This is a genomic window from Brevundimonas sp. FG8, from assembly GCF_057808845.1.
Genome location: NZ_JBMDIU010000003.1, coordinates 183,320 through 202,753, shown reverse-complemented (window position 1 = coordinate 202,753; position 19,434 = coordinate 183,320). Strand labels below are relative to the sequence as shown.

The following is a 19,434-nucleotide window of genomic DNA, read 5'->3' as shown; positions in this document are numbered from 1 at the left end:
GCCTCTGAACGGTGCATAATCGTTAACAGCGGAGGTGGCGCGCGGCGTTCGCCCAAGGGGAGCGGTCCGGACTGAAGTCGACCGAAGAGCATCATGCCAGCGCCGACATATGAGTATTCCTGGGACTTCTCGACCGGCCCCGGCGCCTGGACGTCCTGGTTCGCCCCGTCCGTGGTTCATGACCCCGGCGGGGCTGTCGCCGCCTTCACCCGGTTTCACGCACCGGGCAATGTGGACCCCAACCATATCGACGGGATCGGCTCGCTGTTCCTTCTGGCGCATCTGTCGATCCCGACGGCCGGATCGGCGGGTGTGCTGAACCTGGCCGACGCCGAGTTCGAGATCACCATCAAGGGCACGGACTTCGAGGCCAACGGCGGCAAGCTGATGGTCTGGGTCTGCCGCTACATCCCCGAGGAAGGCATCTTCCGGAACTACTATGTCGGCCTCCAGGTCACCAACTGGGCCAACACCGGCAACGACCTGGCGCCCCGGCTGACGGACGAGTGGCAGACGCTGACGGTCCAGCTCAGTGATGACCCCGCCGACTGGACCTATGCCGGAAATGCGGTGTCGACACAGGGCGACTGGGCGGATCGCTACCAGCCTTTCGATCTGGCCGGGACGCTGGGGACTGTGAACGCCACCCTGCATCTGGTCATGGTGGCGGACGAGGCGGATGAGGGGCCGAGCGGTTTTCTTGATATCGCCAACATCACCGTGCGGACCCAGACCCCGGCCGTGCCGATCGACGGCGCGTCGGCGGGCCACCAGATCTTCCATGGGCTGGAGGATCAGGACGCGACCGGCATGCTTGCGGGGGACGTCGGCGTTGATCCGGCGCTGGCCAGCTTCAGCCTGGTGGCGGGGTCCGCCCGGAACGGAACGGTGGTCATTGACCCGGCGACCGGGGCCTTCGCCTTCACTCCGAACGCGGACTTCTATGGTCCGACCGACTTCGTCGGCGCGGCGACCTTCCGCTACACCGTGACGGACGGGACCAACACCTCGGTCGAGAAGACGGTCATCGTCTTTGTGGGGCCGATCAACGACGCGCCGGTCGCCTCCATTATCGATGTGACCATGGATGTCACCTTTGATCGGCCCTTCAGCTACACCGTTTTCGGCGGAAACGATGTTGACGAGGAGCATCTGACCTACCGGATCGTGGACGGCTCCGCGCAGAACGGCACGGTGACGATTGACCCGGACAGCGGCCGCTACGTCTTCACGCCCACGGCCGGCTATGCGGGCTCGGCCAGCTTCCAGTACGTCGTCAGCGACGGCCAGTTGGACAGCGCGCCGGCGACGATCACCCTGAATGTGCGCGCGGAGGGCGATGATCCGGTCCTGCCGACCTTCCAGCAGGTGATCGACGACTATCTGCTGGCGGGCGATCCGCAGGGCTTCTACCGCTATGTCATCCTGCTGGCGGATGCCGGTGATCCCAATGCGGCCTATCACTACGGCTCATGGCTCCACACCGGTCTGCATGTGGCGCAGGATACAGCGCTGGCCGCCCAGTACCTGACCCTCGCCGCCGCGACGGTGGCGGATGCGGCCCTGCAGCTGGCGGATATGTATCTGTCGGGAGACGGCGTGCCGCGCGATCCGGCGATGGCGCGGATGATGCTGGACCTGCATCCGTCCAGTGCGAAAGCCGTCTACCATCTCGCGATCCTGGACGACCTCGGCTACGGCGCGCCGCAGGACCACGCCCGCGCTGTTGAGGGGTATCTCGAGGCGTCGAAGATGGGCGACGCGGACGCCATGTACACGCTGGGCCGTCGCTATCTGATGGGCGAGGGCGTCGCCTTCTCGGCGCAGGACGCCTACTTCTGGCTGGGCGTGGCGCTGAAGTACGACGGTGGGCCTACCTTCCCGGCGGGGGTCGACCAGTTCGACAATCTGCTGATCTTCAACCAGCAGCAGGCTGTGACCATGGCCGGGCTGACGCCGGCGCAGGTCGCCGCTCTGGACGCCCTGATCGCGGACTGGACCATTGGTCAGCCGTCCCCCGTCAACGATGCGCCGATGGCGGGGAGCCAGCGCGCCGCCGCCGGCGATGCGGGCGCGCCGCTGTCCGGAACCCTGGCGCAGGCCACGGACGCGGACGGCGATGCGCTGACCTATCTGCTGGTTCCGAACTCGGTCGAGCATGGCATGGTGGTCATCGACCCGGCGACCGGCGAATGGACCTTCACGCCTGAGGCCGACTACGACGGCCCCGCCTCGTTCCGCTATGTCGTGTCCGATGGTCAGGCGAACAGCGCTGAACGGACCTTCGAGATCGTCTTCGCGCCCGTCACCAATGCGGTGGATGACGCCGCTGCTCTGGACGAGACCGCGACCCTGACGGTCGAAGCCGCCGAGGGGCTTCTGGCCAATGATGCCGTCTCCGCCGCGGGAAACGCGATCTCCGTCACCGCCGTGGGCGGGCAGGGCGGCGCCGTCGGGCAGGCGGTCGCGGGAACCTACGGCGCCATCACTATCCATGCGGACGGCAGCTACACCTATGTCGCCGATCCCTCCACGGCGGCGCTGGCCCAGGGGCAGACCCGGACTGAGTCCTTCACCTATACGATCACCGACCAGAACGGGGTTTCGGACACCGCGACCCTGCTTCTGACACTCAACGGCGTGTCGGGCACGGTGATCCAGGGGGATGGAACCCTTCAGGGCACGGCCTTTGACGACGTGATCACCGGCGGCCCCGGGCATGACATCCTGCTGGGATTGGGCGGCGATGACCGGCTGATCGGCGGCGCGGGTGATCCGGACGAGCTGTTCGGCGGCGCGGGCGATGACATCTACGTCGTTTCTGGCGGCGGCGACACGATCGTGGAAAACCCGGACGATGGCGTCGATACGGTCGAGACGGACCTGTCGGCTTTCAGCCAGCGCAACAATGTCGAGAACCTGACCTATACCGGCTCGAGCGCCTTTATCGGCAGCGGCAACGGGCTGGATAACGTCATCCGGGGCGGTGTCGGGGCGGACACGCTGATCGGCAACGGGGGCAACGACACCCTGATCGGCGGAGCGGGGGCGGCGAACACCCTGATCGGCGGCGCGGGCGATGACACCTATGTCGTCTCCAATGCGGGCGACAGCTACATCGAGAACGCAGACGAGGGGACCGATGGGATCCTGACGGATGTCGCAGCCCTGACCCTGCGGGCGCATGTCGAGAACCTGACCTACACCGGGACGGGCGATTTCGCCGGCACGGGCAACGGGCTGGACAACGTCATCACCGGGGGCGACGGGGACGACACCTTGCGTGGCCATGCGGGCGCCGACGTCCTGCAGGGCGGCTCGGGCGCCAACCTCCTGATCGGCGGGGACGGCGACGACACCTATGTGGTCACCAGCGCCGACGACCTCCTCCATGAGGAAGAGGGCGAGGGATACGACACCGTCCGGACCGAGCTGTCCTTCCTCTCGTTGTTCCCGAACATCGAGGCCCTGATCTTCACCGGGACCGGGAATGTCGAGGGGGTCGGCAATGCGTTGGACAACCTGATCGTCGGCGGAGACGGCGACGATGTTCTGGACGGCGGCTATGGCGCGGACATGCTGGTCGGTGGTCTCGGCGACGACGTCTATGTGATCGACGACCTGCTCGATGTGATCCGGGAGGCGGCTGACGAGGGCTTCGACACCGTCCGGACAACCTTGGACAGCCATACCCTCGCCGACGATCTGGAGGGGCTGGTCTTTATCGGCCACAGCGACTTCTCCGGGGTCGGCAATGCGGCGGATAACGTCCTTGTCGGAGGCGACGGCGATGACTGGCTGGACGGCGGCGCGGGCGCGGACGTGCTGGACGGCGGTTGGGGCGACGATCTGTATTTCATCGACGATGTCGGCGATCAGATCGTCGACGCGGGCGGACGGGACGCGGTGGACACCGTCCTGTCCGCCTACACGCTGCGCGCCGATCTTGAGGACCTGTACTACTCGGGCGTCGGGAACTTCACCGGCACGGGCAACGCCGCGAACAACGAGATCTTCGGTCTGGACGGCGATGACACGCTGGAGGGGCTGGACGGCGACGACCTTCTGATCGGTGGGGCGGGCGACGACATCCTGAACGGCGGCGCGGGCGATGACCTGATCAGCGGCGATGCCGGCACGGACCGGATGACCGGTGGCGACGGCGACGACCTCTACATGGTCGATGACGCCGGGGACGAGGTGATCGAAGACGAGGACGGCGGGTTCGACGGAATCCAGACCATCCTGACCAGCTACACCCTCGCCGCCCATGTCGAGGCCCTGTTCTACATGGGGTCGGCGAACTTCACCGGTGTCGGCAATGCGCAGGACAACATCATCGTCGGCGGCGACGGAGACGATGATCTGACCGGCGGGGCGGGCAACGACGCCCTGTACGGCGGCTGGGGCGCCGACATTCTGCGCGGCGGGGCGGGCGAGGACGCCTACTTCATCGAGGACGAGACCGATCAGATCGTCGAGCTGGAGGGTGAGGGGGTTGATCAGGTCGTCACGGTCCTGAGCAGCTTCACCCTCGGCGACCATCTGGAGCAGCTGGCCTTCCTCGGCGCCGGAGACTTCGTCGGGATCGGCAACGATCTGGACAATCTGATCGTCGGCGGGGACGGCAATGACTGGCTCTACGGCGGCCTGGGGCTCGACACGCTGGAGGGCGGGTTGGGCGACGACACCTATGTGGTCGACGGTCTGGATGACGTCGTGACGGAGGCGCTGGGGGAAGGGTTCGACGTCATCGAGGTCACGGGTGGGCTGAACGCCTGGACGCTGGGCGCCAATCTGGAGGAGTTGCGGGTCAATACGACCCTGGCCTTCGCCCTGACCGGGAATGCGCTGAACAACGTCCTGACCAGTTCCGGTACGGGCAACGACATTCTGGACGGCGGGGCGGGCGCGGATACCCTGTCCGGCGGACGCGGCGATGATCTCTATCTGGTCGATGACGCCGGGGACGTGATCATCGAGGCTGCGGGGCAGGGGTATGACACCGTCCGAGCAACCGCCGCGACCTATGTGCTGTGTGCCAATGTCGAGGCGCTGATCTTCGTCGGGACCGGCGCCTTCACCGGAACCGGCAACGCTTCGGACAACGCCCTGACCGGCGGCTCCGGCGCGGACACCCTGAATGGAGACGCGGGCGACGATGTGCTGATCGGCGGCGCGGGGCTGGACGCCCTGACCGGCGGCGACGGCGTGGATCGGGTCGACTATTCGGGCGCGAGCGCGGCCGTCACGGTGCGTCTGGACTTCAACCGCACCACCAATGACGGCGAGGGCGGCAGCGACACACTGTCCTCCATCGAGAATGTCGACGGTTCCGCTTTCGATGACCTGCTTATCGGTTCCTCGGGCGCGAATGTGCTGCGCGGTGGATCGGGGCGGGACACCCTGCTGGGCATGGCCGGGAACGACATCCTCATCGGCGGTTCAGGCGCGGCCAACATACTTCAGGGCGGAACCGGTGATGACCGCTACATCGTCACCGCCAGCGACACGATCGTGGAACTGGCGGGCGAAGGGATCGACACCGTCGAAACGACGCTGAATCTGATGACCCTGGCCGCCAATGTGGAGACCCTGATCTTCACCGGGACGGGCGCCTTCACCGGCACGGGCAACGCCTCGGACAACGTCATCACCGGCGGCACGTCCAACGATGTGCTGAGCGGCGGGGCGGGCGCAGACACCCTGAACGGTGGTGACGGCGATGACATCCTGCGGGGCGGCGCCGGAGTGGACATTCTGAACGGCGGGGCGGGCCTGGATACGCTGGACTACGGCCAGGCCGGGGCGGGCGCCGTGATCCGCATGGATCTGAACCGGACGACGCGGGACGGCGACGGCGCCACGGATATCTTCTCCGGGTTCGAGACTGTCATCGGCTCGGCCTTCGATGATGTGATTTTTGGCGACAACGCGGCCAATCTCATCAGCGGCGGGGCAGGGGCTGATGTGCTGCTCGGGCTGGGTGGGAACGATATCCTGATCGGCGGTCCGGGCGCGGCCAACACCCTGCAGGGCGGCACGGGCGACGACCGCTATCTCCTGACAGCCTATGACACCGTGGTCGAACTGGCGGGCGAGGGGAACGACACGGTCGAGACCGCCCTGAACAGCCTCGTTCTGGCGGCCAATGTGGAGACCCTGATCTTCACCGGCACAGGCGCCTTCTACGCGACAGGAAACGTCACGGCCAATGTCATCAGCGGCGGGGCTTCAGGCGACCGACTGGACGGCGGCGATGGGGACGACACCCTGCGCGGCGGTGGCGGCAATGACCTCCTGATCGGCGGATCAGGCGCCGATACACTGTACGGTGAAGCGGGCAATGACATCCTGAACGGCGGCGCCGGGAACGATGTGCTGATCGGGGGCGCGGGCGATGACCGCTATGTGGTCGACAGCGGCGGTGATCAGATCATCGAACTGGCGGGACAGGGGATCGACACGGTCGAGACGACCCTGAACAGTTGGACGCTGGCGGACGGGCTGGAGAACCTGATCTACACCGGGACCGGCGCCTTCACCGGCGCAGGCAATGCGGCCGATAACGTCATCACCGGCGGGATCGGGGCCGACACCTTCATCGCCGGGTCGGGCAATGACACCTTCAACGGCGGTGCGGGATTCGACACGGTGGACTACAGCGCCGTCGGGGCCGCGGTGACGGTCAAGCTGAACGGCTCGATCACCCAGAACGACGGGCAGGGCGGCGTCGATGTCCTGACCGGCATCGAACGGGTCATCGGCACGGCGTTTGACGATCTTCTGGTCGGTGACGCGCAGGGCAACACCCTGATCGGCGGCGCGGGGCGCGACATCCTGCTGGGCATGGCCGGGAATGACGTCCTGATTGGCGGGGAGGGCGCGGCCAATACGCTGCAGGGCGGAACCGGCGATGATCGCTACGTCGTCTCCGTCGCCGGGGACTCGGTGGTCGAACTGGTCAATGAGGGCGTCGATACGGTCGAGACCGCACTGTCGGCCTGGACCCTCGGCGCCAATCTCGAGAACCTGATCAACACCGGCTCGACGGCCTTTGCCGGGACTGGCAATGCGCTGGCCAACGTCATCACCGGCGGCGGTGGCGATGATCTGCTGCGAGGCGGCGGGGGCAATGACACGCTCAACGGCGCTCTGGGCGACGACATCGCCGTCTTCTCCGGCCTGCGCTCGGCCTACACCATCGTCGCTACGGCAGAGGGATACCGGATCACAGACAATGATGCCGCGGCCGACGGCGATGACGGCATCGATCTGCTGATCGGGGTCGAGAAGGTGCGGTTCCGCGACGGCACGACCGTGATCCTGTCAGAGCTTGGGCTGGGGGCGGCGACGATGGCGGGCGAGAAGGGGGCGTCGATGCTTGAGACCTCGCCGCTGTCGCCGCCGGTGGTTGCGATCATTGAGCCGCTGGTGCAGCCGGGCCTGGCGGACGATTTCGTACCTCTGCTGAAGGAGGGGGCCGGGCCGCTGGTCCTGCCCGGTCTGCCGGACGAGATTGTCAGCGGCACTGACGGCTCCCGTGTCGTCGCCGGAGGACATGACCTGTTTGACCAGACGGATCCGCTGGTGATCCACGGTCCGCATGGCCCGCATCTCTTGCAGGTGGATGACGTCGCTCACGTCGATCCGACGCCGGACTGGTTCTAGTCGGCCAGCAAAGCCAGAAGGGCGAAGCTGGCCAGCCAGTGCTCGCCCATATAGTCGCCGGTGACATAGGGCAGGGCCGCGTCCAGATGGGTGGCAGCGGCCTTGCGGGCGATGACGGCGCGGATGTCGCCCTCCGGCAGAGCGGAGGCGATCTCGCGCCAACACCACGCCCGGCTGAGGTTCAGGCCGTCCAGATGGGCGATCTTGCCGTCCGACCGGTCGCTGACGCTGGCGGGGGTGAACAGGGTGGCGGGCCTCTGTGACCCGACCTTGGGCAGGAAGGCGTTGAACCAGTCCTGGAAGTCGTGCGGGTGCAGGACGCGCCGCATCAGGGCGGCTTCCATCAGGGCGGGGGACAGGAACTCGTCCTGCGACGGCTCCCATGCCTGACAGTCGCGGTCGTGGGCGTGCCAGGCCATGGCCCTCTCGCGGCACAGGGTGGCCAGCACAGGGTCGTTGACCTCGGCCCAGTCCAACGTCAGCCGCAGGGCGAAGGCGGTGTTGTAGTGGGTCCCGACCCGCACCGGATAGGCCGCGAGGGGCAGGAAGGCGTGGAAGCGGTCGGCGAAGGCGCGGGCCAGCGGGCGCAGGATGGCGGCGCGACGGCGGCCGTCCTCGCTGTCGTGGCGGTCCATCTCGGCCGCCAGCATCAGCATCCACCCCCAGCCGTAGGGGCGCTCGAACCCCCGGCTGGACGGCTGTTCCAGATAGGCGACCTCGGCGGCGACGTTCTCCGCCGTGAACAGCTCGTTGGCCAGCGCCCAGATGCGCGGCGCCTCGGGGTTGTCCGGATACAGCCGCAGCAGGGTGAACAGGGTCCACCAGCCGTGGACGCAGGAGTGCCAGTCGAAGCTGCCGAAGAAGATCGGATGCAGGTCGCGCGGACCCTTCACGTCGCGCTTGCCGGTCATCACGTGATCCAGCTTGTTCGGATACTCGCGCGTGACGTGGCCGAGGGCGGCGCTGGCGAAGCGGGAGGCCGTGGCGGCGTCGAGGGCCAAAGTCCGGGCGTGCGTCATCAGGCGAACTCAGAAGCGGAAGGCGAGGGCGTACATCAGGCCGATATTGACCACCAGCATGATCAGGGCGGTCGGGGTCTGGGCTCGGATCACCCCGTTCAGGGCGGCGTTGCGGTCGGGCAGTTCCAGCAGGTTGGCCGGCACCACGTTGAAGTTCGCCGCCATGGGCGTCATCAGCGTTCCGCAGAAGCCCGCCAGCATGCCGATGGCGCAGACGATGGCCGGGTTGCCGTCGAACTGATGCACCACGATGGGCAGGCCGATGGCGGCGGTCATCACCGGGAAGGCGGCGAAGGCGTTGCCCATGATGACGGTGAACAGCGCCATGCCGACGCAGTAGGCGGCCACCGCCAGCAGGGGCGTGGTCAGGGGCACGGTCTGGCTGACCAGTTGGCCGACCACGCCGCCGACATCCGCCGCCAGAAACACCGCGCCCAGCGACGCCAGCATCTGGGGCAGCAGGCTGGCCCAGCCGATGGAGTCCATCAGACGACGGCCCTCCTGCAACGGCGCCAGCGCGGGCGGGCGGAACCAGGCCATCGCCGCGAACAGGGCGATGACGCAGCCGAGACCCAGCGCGATCAGGGTCGTCTGTGTCGGCGAGATGAGCCAGGCGCCGACGGCGGTGTGCTTGGCCAGAAGGGTGCCGCCGACGGCGACCAGCGGGATGATCAGAGCGGGGATGAACAGGGCGTTGCCCCGACGCGCGGCGCTGTCGCGGCGTTCGTCGGTGGAGGTGGTGGTGGGCTGTCCGACGCCCATCTTGCCGATGGCCCCGATGACGACCAGCGCCACGACCAGCAGGCCGTTGCCCAGCCCGCCCAGCAGATCCCCGAACAGCAGGGAGGTCGCGATCAGCCCCCAGAACAGGGTGCTGCGGATGCGGGTCGGATGCGCCCGGTCCATGGCCGTGAAGACGGCGAAGGCCAGGAACATCAGGCCGGTGACGATGTAGGCGTGCTGCAGGGTGATCATCGGGCCGCCTCCTGTTCGGAGACGGGCGCGGCGAGGTCGCGTTCTATGGTCCGGTCAAACAGCCACAGACGAACGCCGTGCACGATGAAGGCGGCGATGGCGGTCGGGATGGCCCACAGGGAGATGTGCAGGGCCTCGACCTTGATCCCTGCCTGTTCGAGGAAGCCCACCATCAGGACGATGGAGCCGATGGCGATGAAGATGTCCTCGCCGAAGAACAGGCCGATGTTGTCGGTGGCGGCGCTCATGCCGCGAATGCGGAAGCGGGCCTTGTCAGGCAGGGGGCCGTGCTCGGCCTCCGCCGCGCCTTCGGCCATGGGGGCCACCAGCGGCCGCACCATCTGCGGATGCCCGCCCAGCGAGGTCAGGCCGAGCGCCGAGGTGGCCTGCCGCACGAACAGATAGACCAGCAACAGCCGCCCGGCCGTGGCGGCGCGGACGCTGGCGATCATCTGACGCGCCCGCTCCTGCAAGCCGGCCCGCTCCAGCACCCCGATGACCGGCAGGATCAGCCAGGTGATGTGGAAATAGCGGTTGTCGTTGAAGGCGTCGCCGAACCGGGTCAGCGTCGCCACGCCGGCGCCGAACAGGCTGGCGACGTCCACGCCCGGCCCGACCACCGTCAGCACGCCGGTGACGACGGCGGCGACCAATATGACCAGCAGCGGATTGATCCGGGCCACAAAACCCGCGACCACGACCGCGATCCCCAGAAGCACCAGCATGGAATCCTGCCCTCCGTCCCGGTGCGGACAGTTGCGCGGTTCGGGCGGCAGCGGAAGCCCTACAGAGCCCCGAACCCGCCGCCACCCGGTGTCTCGATGACGAAGACGTCGCCGGACGCCATCTGGACCTCCGCCGTCGAGCCCAGCGGCTCGACCGTCCCGTCCGCCCGCTCGATCCGGTTCACGCCGACGGCGCCCGGCTCTCCGCCCGCGGCGCCGAAGGGCGGAGTGCGGCGGTGGTTGGACAGGATGGCGGCGGTCAGGGGCTCCAGGAAGCGCACCCGGCGTACAGCCCCTTCGCCGCCCCGATGCGCGCCCGCGCCGCCCGAGCCATGGCGGATCGAGAACTCTTCCAACAGCACCGGGAAGCGGGTCTCCAGCACCTCCGGATCGGTCAGGCGGCTGTTGGTCATGTGGGTCTGCACCGCCGCCGTTCCGTCGAAGTCCGGCCCGGCACCCGAGCCGCCGGCGATGGTTTCATAATATTGGCGAGTGGCGTCGCCGAAGGTGAAGTTGTTCATCGTCCCCTGGCTGGCCGCCAGCACGCCCAGCGCGCCGTACAGGGTGTCCACGACCGCCTGACTGGTCTCGACATTCCCGGCGACCACAGCGGCCGGATAGCGGGGGTTCAGCATCGAGCCTTCGGGCACGATCAGACTGACGGGCTTCAGGCAGCCCTCGTTCAGAGGGATCGCATCGTCCACGAGCGTACGGAAGACATAGAGGGTCGCCGCGCGGGTGATCGACAGCGGGGCGTTGAAGTTGTTGGTCCGCTGCTCGCTGGTCCCGGTGAAGTCCACCACTGCGGTGCGCGCATCCGTGTCCACGTCGATGCGCACACGGATGACGGCACCGTCGTCCATTTCCAGCGCGAACGAGCCGGGTTTCAGGGCGGCGATGGCGCGGCGGACGGCTTCTTCGGCATTGTCCTGGATATGGCCCATGTAGGCGCCGACCACGTCACGCCCGAACTCGCCGACCATACGGACCAGTTCATCGGCGCCGCGGGCGCACGACGCGATCTGGGCCTTCAGGTCGGCCATGTTCTGATCGACGTTGCGCGAAGGATGCCGGCCCGAAGCGAACAGGGCGCGGGTCTCGGCGTCCCGCAGCGTCCCGGCGTCGACCAGCAGAAAGTCGTCGATCAGCACGCCCTCATCCTCGACCGTCTTCGAGGTCGGCGGCATTGAGCCGGGCGTGATCCCGCCCACGTCGGCATGGTGCCCGCGCGCGGCGACGAAGAAGGCGGGGCTGTCGTCGGCGTCAAGGAACACCGGGGTGATGACGGTGATGTCCGGCAGGTGCGTCCCGCCGTTGTAAGGGGCGTTCAGCATGTAGACGTCGCCACGCCTCATGCCGCGCCCATCGCTAGCGTTGCCGCGCGAGGCGATGACCGTGCGGATGCTTTCCCCCATCGAGCCCAGATGCACCGGGATGTGCGGGGCGTTGGCGATCAGGGCGCCGGTGGCGTCGAAGACGGCGCAGGAGAAGTCCAGCCGCTCCTTGATGTTCACTGAATAGGCGGTCGCCCGCAAAGCCTCGCCCATCTGTTCGGCGGCGGCCATGAAGCGGCTGTTGAACACCTCCAGCAGGATCGGGTCGGCGTGGGTGCCGATCGCTGTCCGGGCGGGCAGGGGGACAACGCGGGTCAGGATCAGGTTTAGTCCCGCATCAGCGGTGGCCCGCCAGCCGGGCTCGACCACGGTGGTGCCGGTGTCCTCCAGAATGACAGCAGGACCGTCCACAGCCGCGCCCGGGCCGAAGGCATCGCGGCGGTAGAGGGGCGTGTCGTACTGGGCGCCGGCCATCCAGACCGGCGTGCGGGCGACGATCCCGGGCGCGCGGGGCGACAGGTCGCCGCCGACCTCGGCCGTCTGGCCGGACAGGCCGACGGCCTCAGCTTCCAGCGTTTCCAACACCAGCGCCTTGCCCTCGGCGAAGAAGCCGAAGCGACGGCGGTGCAGCGCCTCGAAGGCGGCGGTCATCTCGTCCGCCGGGCCGAAGGGCACGGTCAGCGGCGTATCCGAACCTGCAAACTTGATCTCGGCTCGAGCCGTCACGGCGATGCGGTCGTCTGCGAAGCCCTGCGCAATCAGTTCGGCACGGGCCTGCGCCGACAGTTCAGCGACCCGTGTGTTCATGTCGGCATCGGCCACGGCTTCCAGCGGGATCGCGGCCGTGGCCTGCCGGATCGCGCGCACCTCGGCCAGCCCCATGCCGTAGGCGGACAGCAGGCCTGCGAAGGGATGCAGCATCACCGTCGTCATGCCCAGCGCATCGGCGACCAGACAGGCATGCTGCCCGCCCGCGCCGCCGAAACAGTTCAGGACATAGCGCGTGACGTCATAGCCGCGCTGGATCGAGATCGACTTGATCGCCTCGGCCATATTCTGGACGGCGATGGTGACGAAGCCCTCCGCCAGCGCCTCCGGCGTGGTCGGGCGCCCGGTCGCCGCTTCCACCACGGCGGCCAGTTCGGCGAAGCCTGTACGCACGGCGTCGGCGTCCAGCGGCTGGTCCGCATTCGGTCCGAAGACGGCGGGGAAGAACTCCGGCTTCAGCTTGCCCAGAAGAACGTTGCAGTCGGTCACCGTCAGCGGCCCACCCCGGCGATAGGCACGTGGGCCGGGCACGGCCCCGGCGGACTCCGGCCCGACCCGCAGGCGCGCGCCGTCGAAGCGGCAGATCGAGCCGCCGCCTGCGGCCACCGTGTGGATCGACAGCATGGGCGCGCGCAGCCGCACCCCGGCCACAACAGCATCGGAGGTTCGCTCATACTCGCCCGCGAAGTGGGACACGTCGGTCGAGGTGCCGCCCATGTCGAAGCCGATGACGCGGTCGAAGCCCGCCGCCATGGCGGTCTCGGCCATGCCGACCACGCCGCCCGCAGGACCGGACAGGATGGCGTCCTTGCCCCGGAAGGCGCCCGCCGCGGTCAGGCCGCCGTTCGACTGCATGAACAGAAGCGGAGTGGCCTCGCCCAGTTCGCCCCCAACCTTGTCCACATAGGCCCGCAGCACGGGCGACAGGTAGGCGTCCGCCACCGTCGTATCGCCGCGTCCGACCAGCTTGATCAGCGCGCCGACCTCGTGGCTGACCGATATCTGTTCGAACCCCAGATCTCGGGCGATCCGCGCCACCTGCCGCTCATGGTCGGTGAAGCGCCAGCCGTGCACGAAGGCGATCGCGACAGCGCGAAAACCGGCGTCGCGCGCGGCCTGTAGTGCCCGTCTTGTCCCCTCGATGCCCACAGGCTTGTCCACAGAGCCGTCGGCCCGGACCCGTTCGTCGATCTCGACGACATGATCGTAAAGCTGGTCGTTCAGCCGGATGTGGCGTGCGAACAGATCGGGGCGGCTCTGCCATCCGATGCGCAGGGCGTCTCCGAACCCGCGCGTGATCGCCAGCACCGTCGGTTCGCCCTTGCGCTCCAGCAGCGCGTTGGTCGCGACGGTGGTGCCCATGCGCACCGCCTCCACCAGACCGGCGGGCAGAGGTCCCGGCGCGGCCTCCAGCACCCGGCGCACGCCCTCGACGGCGGCGTCGGCGTACTGTTCCGGGTTGACCGACAGGAGCTTGCGGGTGGTCAGGACGCCGTCAGGCGCGCGGGCGACCACGTCAGTGAAGGTGCCGCCCCGGTCGATCCAGAAACGCCAGCCGTCCACCTGATGCATCGCTTCGCTCCGATTCATTCAGCCAGCCTACCGCGTCACAGCCCTACTGGGCCCAAGATCCAGGTCATCCAGATACCGACGGCGAGAAAGACGCCGAACGCCAGCCGGTCATCGCCCGCGAGGGGCTTTTTCATGACGGCGCGCGCGAGGACCAGACTCAGGCCCGCGACCGCGGCCCAGAGCAGGACCGACGGCAGGCCCATCCAGCCGACCCAGGCGCCGCCCGCGCCGAGCAGGAAGGGGTCGCCGCCGCCCAGCCCGTCGCGCCCCCGCACCTTGCGATAGGCGAAGGCAAGCAGCCACAGGGCCGCGAAGCCCGCGCCCGCGCCGATGGCGGCGTTCAGCAGACCTGTCCCGTTCGGAAGGATGGCCGCGCCCAGTCCGGCCGCGCCGAGCGGCAGGGTCAGTTGGTCGGGCAGCCAGAAATGCTCGGCGTCCACGGTCGCGATCAACAGCAGTAACCAGCCCAGCACGGCTGTCAGCAGGGCGGCGGACAGCAGGTCCTGCGACAGCGCGGCCCATGCGCCCAGACCGGCGCCGGCGAGGGCGAAGCCGACGTATCTGATCCATGCGCGGGCGGCGGGTTCGGGCTCCGCGGCCGGGAGCCGGGTGCTGATGCGGGCCAGCGCGGGGCCGACCGCCAGACCGGCCATTCCGAAAAAGACTGTGACAGTGACGCCGATCACGATCCCTCCCGGGCGTTGCCCCAGCGTTGCGATAGGCGGCTCGTTCCGTCCCGGCAAGGGCTGGCCGACCGCGTTCATTGTGACGGTTACGCCGTGTGATGACGGTGTTTCATGAACTCGCGACGACAACTTCACGGAAGCGCGCGGGAACCGTCACGGTTCGGCGGCCTCGCTGTCATATCCGGCTCCTAACCACGGACAGGGCAGGGCGGGGGCGATGCTTCGTCGGATCGGACGCATGGGCGTGCGGTCTCACCTGCCGTGAGTTCCTTCGGACCAGACACGGTGAAAACGATGAACGGCTTCAAACTGACCACGCTGCTGGCCCTGTCGGCCAGCGCCCTGACCCTGGCGGCCTGCGGCTCCGCTGAAGTCGCTTCGCCGGGCGAAGGCGATTTCGGCGGCGGCACCGGCGGTGGCGGCACTGGCCCGACCACCCCGCCCCCCGGCACGCCGGCGGCGGACTGCCCGACCGGCTTCGCCAACGTCGGCGTGGTCGCCGGCGGCACTCTGCGCGCCTGCCAGCTGCCGACCACGATCACCGGCAATCTGACCGTTCCGCTGCGCGCCGGCACTGTCTATTCGATCTCGGGCCGGACTGAAGTCGGCACCGACCGCGGCGCCGATCCGGCCGCTCCGGTCGCCGGTTCGCAGCAGGGCATCCTGACCATCGAGCCGGGCGTGCGTCTGTACGGTTCGGGCGGGTCGGACTACCTGCTGGTCAACCGCGGCTCGCAAATCTTCGCCGAAGGCACCGCGACCAACCCGATCATCTTCACCAGCCGCGCCAACATCGACGGCACCACCACCGAGAACTCGCAAGGCCAGTGGGGTGGCATCGTGATCGCCGGCCGCGCGCCGACGGCGGTTTGCCCGGTCGGCGTGACCGCGCCGAACATCGCCTGCGTGGGCCAGATCGAAGGCACCAGCGCCAACTACGGCGGCAACACCGTCTCGGATAACTCTGGCCGTCTCCGCTATGTGCAGATCCGTTACTCGGGCTTCGAAATCTCGCCGAACAACGAACTGCAGGCCCTGACCCTGGCCGGCGTCGGCAACGGCACCGTGGTTGAGTACGTCCAGGCCTACAACAGCTCGGACGACGGCATCGAAATCTTTGGCGGAACGGTCAACCTGAGCCGCATCGTGATCAACGGCGCCGACGACGACGGTCTGGACACCGATACCGGCTGGCGCGGTGGCGCCCAGTTCGGCATCGTGACCCAGCGTCCGACCGCCGTCACCAACGGCAGCCGCGGCTTCGAGTGGTCGGCGGCGCCTTCGGGCACCGCCTTCTACGCCCAGCCGAAGGTCTCCAACTTCACCATCGTCGGCCGCAACGCCGCCGTGGCCGCTGACGCGCTGCTGACGCTGAACACCGGCACGCAGCCGACCATCATCAACTCGGTCGTCACCAACCCGTCGACCTCGGCCGCGGCCTGCCTCGACATCGACGACGCGCAGACGGTTGCGAACAACCCGGTCTTCCGCTCGGTCTACTTCGCCTGCTCGCGTCCCTACGAGAACGACTCGAACATCAATGCCGCGGCGACGGAGGCGGTGTTCATCAGCGCCACCAACATCGGCAACACCGCTGCGGGAACCTCGACCATGACGGCTCCGGCCGGCGCCACCCTGACGGCCCAGAGCCTGGCCTTCATCAACGGCGCCAACGAAACCGCCGTGACCCCGGCCAACGCGCCGGCGATCTACAGCTGGTTCACCACCGTGACCTACATCGGCGCCGTGCGTAACGCCTCCGACACCTGGTACCTCGGCTGGACCTGCGGCCTTCAGGCCGGCTCGACCTGCTGATGACGGATGGGACGGGCGGCGGCTTCTGCGCCGCCGCCCGGCTCGCCGAACCCTTCCGTTACTCCTTCGAGGCGCAGACCATGAAGACCGTGAAAATGACCCTCGGCGGGCTGCTGCTCGCCACCACCGCCCTGGTCGCGCCGGGCGTCGCCCTGGCCCAGACCGCTCCCACTGCCCAATCCGCCGCCCAACAGGCCGAACCGCAAGTCGAACAGGACGTCGACCTGGGCGAAGTCGTTGTTCTGGGTCGCTATATTCCCCAGCCGAACCGCGAAAGCCCCGAGGTCGCGGCCTTCCTGACCGCCGAGGATCTGGAGCGCACCGGCGACGCCGACGCCGCCCAGGCCCTGTCGCGCGTCACCGGCCTGTCGATCGTCGAAGGCCGCTTCATCTATGTGCGGGGTCTGGGTGAGCGTTACTCCTCGGCCCTGCTGAACGGCTCGCCGCTGCCCAGCCCGGAGCCCCTGCAACGCGTCGTGCCGCTGGATCTGTTCCCGTCAGAAGTGCTTTCGGGTCTGACCGTCCAGAAGACCTATTCGGCGGCCTTCCCCGGTGAGTTCGGCGGCGGCGTCGTCGATCTGCAGACCATCGACACGCCGGTCGATCCCTTCTTCAGCATGTCGGCCTCGCTGAGCGGCAACACCGAGACCTCGAACAAGGACGGGCTGATCTACTACGGATCGCGCACTGATTTCACGAGCTTCGACGACGGCACCCGCGACGTTCCGGGCCAACTGCAACTCGGCTTCAACAGCGGTCAGCGTATCTCGGCGGGCAACTTCAGCGCCGACGAACTGCGGCTGATGGGTCAGTCGCTGGTCAACGCGCCGCTGCGCCTGCTGCAGCGCGAGACCACACCGGCCAACTTCGGCGTTCGCTTCATGGGCGGCGCCTCGAGCGAAACCGGCATGGGCACCCTGGGCGGCATTTTCGTCGCCTCATACGACAACAAGTGGACGGGCCGTCGCGGTGATCGTCAGTCGGGCCGGATCGACGCCGGCGAACTGGTGACGGCCAACGACTTCGACTTCGAGTCGAATCAGAATGACCTGACCCTGAACTTCCTGGGCGCGGTCAGCCTGACCAGCGACACCAACACCCTCAAATGGACGAACCTGTTCGTTCGCAATGTCTCGAAGGAGGCCCGTTCGGAGGCCGGCTTCGACGACGCTTCGGGTGGTCAGCGCCGGACGGATCACACCGAATGGTTTGTGCGTCAGCTTTTCTCGACCCAACTGGCCGGTGAGCACACCTTCGGTTCGGCGGGAGAATGGGAGTTCGACTGGCGGGCGGCCTACGCCCTGACGTCGCGCGACGCGCCCTACGAGAGCCGCTTCGGCTACGGCCAGAACGTGGCGGGTGACTGGATCCACGACATCGAAACGAACGCCATTTCCTTCAGCGAGCTGGAAGACGACATCATCTCGGGCGGCGCGGATGTGCACTACACCTTGCCGCTATCGGACGCCCGTGAAGCCGTGTTCTCCTTCGGTGTCGCCTATTCGGACAACAATCGTGAGTCCGAGCAGCGGACCCTGCGCTTCATCGCCCCGAACGGTCTGACGCAGGACCAGCTGGAATCGCGCGTCGACTACCTGTTCTCGGACGCCAACATCGGGCCATACCTCCAGATCGAGGAAATCACCGGCACAAACGGCGCCGCGGCGTTCGATGGTCAGATGACGGTAAAGGCGGCCTATGCCCAGGTGGCGGCGGAGTTCCTGCCGCTGCTGAACCTGAACCTCGGCGTGCGCTTCGAGCAGGGCGAACAGACCGTCACTCCGCGTGACCTCTTCGGGGGTTCGACCGGCTTCCTGCCGACCGAGATCAAGGAAGAGTACGTTCTGCCGGCGGGCACCATCACCTGGAACTTCGCCGAGGACATGCAGCTGCGTCTCGGCGCGTCGAAAACGATCGGTCGTCCCCAGTTCCGCGAACTGGCGCCGCAGCAGTACACGGATGTCGAAAGCGACCGGACCTTCATCGGCAACCCGTATCTGGTCGATACGGAGATCCTCAACGTCGATGCGCGCTGGGAGTGGTACTTCGCCCGTCAGCAGTATGTGACCGCCGGTCTGTTCTACAAGGACCTGGACAAGCCCATCGAGTCCAGCGTCATCGACCAGGGCTCGTCGATCTCGCAGACCTTCCTCAACGCGCCGAACGCCACGATCATGGGCGCCGAGCTGGAAGTGAAGAAGTATTTCGAGTTCGGTTCGGGCATGGACTTCATCGCCAACAAGCGGTGGCTGGCCCAGGCGAACTACACCTGGTCGGACTCCGAGGTGAACGTCGACGCCGGTGACACCGTCATCACCCAGAACAGCCTGGGCGTCGCCCAACCGGCCTCGTTCTACGTGGTCGACGGCAGCCGCCTGCAAGGCCAGTCGGAACACGTCGTCAATGTCCAGCTGGGCTGGGAGGACGACACGGCCCGATCGCAGGCGACCCTGATCGCCAACTATGTGTCGGAGCGCACCTCGGCGCGCGGCCGTCCGGGCGAGCCGGACCTGATCCAGGAGCCGGGCGTCCAGCTCGACTTCGTCTTCCGCAAGGATTTCGACTACGCCGGTCGCGAGTATGGCGTGTCGTTCGAACTGCGGAACCTGCTGGGTGAGGAGTTCCTCGAATATCAGGAGCTCGGCAACCGGGTGATCATCAACGGGTACGAACTGGGCACAAGCGGCTCGATCAGCCTGACCGCCCGCTTCTAAGTCTTTGAGAAAGGCCGGTTTCGAAAGGAGCCGGCCCCTTTTCTTTGTGTGAAATCCATGACGATTGATCCGCGATCCGCGCAGTTGTCATGCTTGGTTCGCCGGGTCTTCATCTGGCGGTGAAGCCCGAACCCGGACGATTGGTCTAGGACCGC

General features: G+C 67.5%; 8 protein-coding genes. 3 read left to right on the top strand and 5 right to left on the bottom strand.

Going from position 1 to position 19,434, the window contains the following annotated elements:
• Positions 1-93 precede the first annotated feature (93 nt).
• A complete protein-coding gene (locus ACODRV_RS07235; protein WP_488907872.1) occupies positions 94-7,671 on the top strand; it encodes a cadherin-like domain-containing protein in 7,578 nt (2,525 codons plus the stop codon).
• On the opposite strand, the gene ACODRV_RS07230 is transcribed toward ACODRV_RS07235, so the two are convergent.
• Genes ACODRV_RS07230 through ACODRV_RS07210 form a run of 5 tightly spaced genes read right to left on the bottom strand, consistent with a single transcriptional unit; the run spans position 7,668 to position 14,750 of the window.
• Complete coding sequence (locus ACODRV_RS07230) at positions 7,668-8,690, bottom strand: DUF2891 domain-containing protein (RefSeq protein ID WP_488907871.1); 1,023 nt, start codon at positions 8,688-8,690, stop codon at positions 7,668-7,670. The genes ACODRV_RS07235 and ACODRV_RS07230 overlap by 4 nt on opposite strands.
• A gap of 9 nt (positions 8,691-8,699) precedes the next feature.
• A complete protein-coding gene (locus ACODRV_RS07225) occupies positions 8,700-9,665 on the bottom strand; it encodes a DUF979 domain-containing protein (RefSeq protein WP_488907870.1) in 966 nt (321 codons plus the stop codon).
• Positions 9,662-10,390 carry a DUF969 domain-containing protein gene (locus tag ACODRV_RS07220; protein WP_488907869.1) on the bottom strand — a complete coding sequence of 243 codons (729 nt, stop codon included), beginning with the start codon at positions 10,388-10,390 and terminating at the stop codon, positions 9,662-9,664. The genes ACODRV_RS07225 and ACODRV_RS07220 overlap by 4 nt, the downstream gene beginning before the upstream one ends.
• A gap of 59 nt (positions 10,391-10,449) precedes the next feature.
• Positions 10,450-14,082 carry a hydantoinase B/oxoprolinase family protein gene (locus ACODRV_RS07215; RefSeq protein ID WP_488907868.1) on the bottom strand — a complete coding sequence of 1,211 codons (3,633 nt, stop codon included), beginning with the start codon at positions 14,080-14,082 and terminating at the stop codon, positions 10,450-10,452.
• Positions 14,083-14,099: 17 nt separating this feature from the next.
• Positions 14,100-14,750 carry a prepilin peptidase gene (locus tag ACODRV_RS07210; protein WP_240811767.1) on the bottom strand — a complete coding sequence of 217 codons (651 nt, stop codon included), beginning with the start codon at positions 14,748-14,750 and terminating at the stop codon, positions 14,100-14,102.
• A gap of 294 nt (positions 14,751-15,044) precedes the next feature.
• Here ACODRV_RS07210 and ACODRV_RS07205 point away from each other — a divergent pair, with 294 nt between their 5' ends.
• Together ACODRV_RS07205 and ACODRV_RS07200 are read left to right on the top strand one after the other, a co-directional pair.
• A complete protein-coding gene (locus tag ACODRV_RS07205; protein WP_141626544.1) occupies positions 15,045-16,565 on the top strand; it encodes a hypothetical protein in 1,521 nt (506 codons plus the stop codon).
• The gene (locus ACODRV_RS07200; RefSeq protein ID WP_488907867.1) at positions 16,565-19,279 is read left to right on the top strand and encodes a TonB-dependent receptor domain-containing protein; all 2,715 of its coding nucleotides are present in this window, start codon (positions 16,565-16,567) and stop codon (positions 19,277-19,279) included. The genes ACODRV_RS07205 and ACODRV_RS07200 overlap by 1 nt, the downstream gene beginning before the upstream one ends.
• The last annotated feature ends 155 nt before the right edge of the window (positions 19,280-19,434 follow it).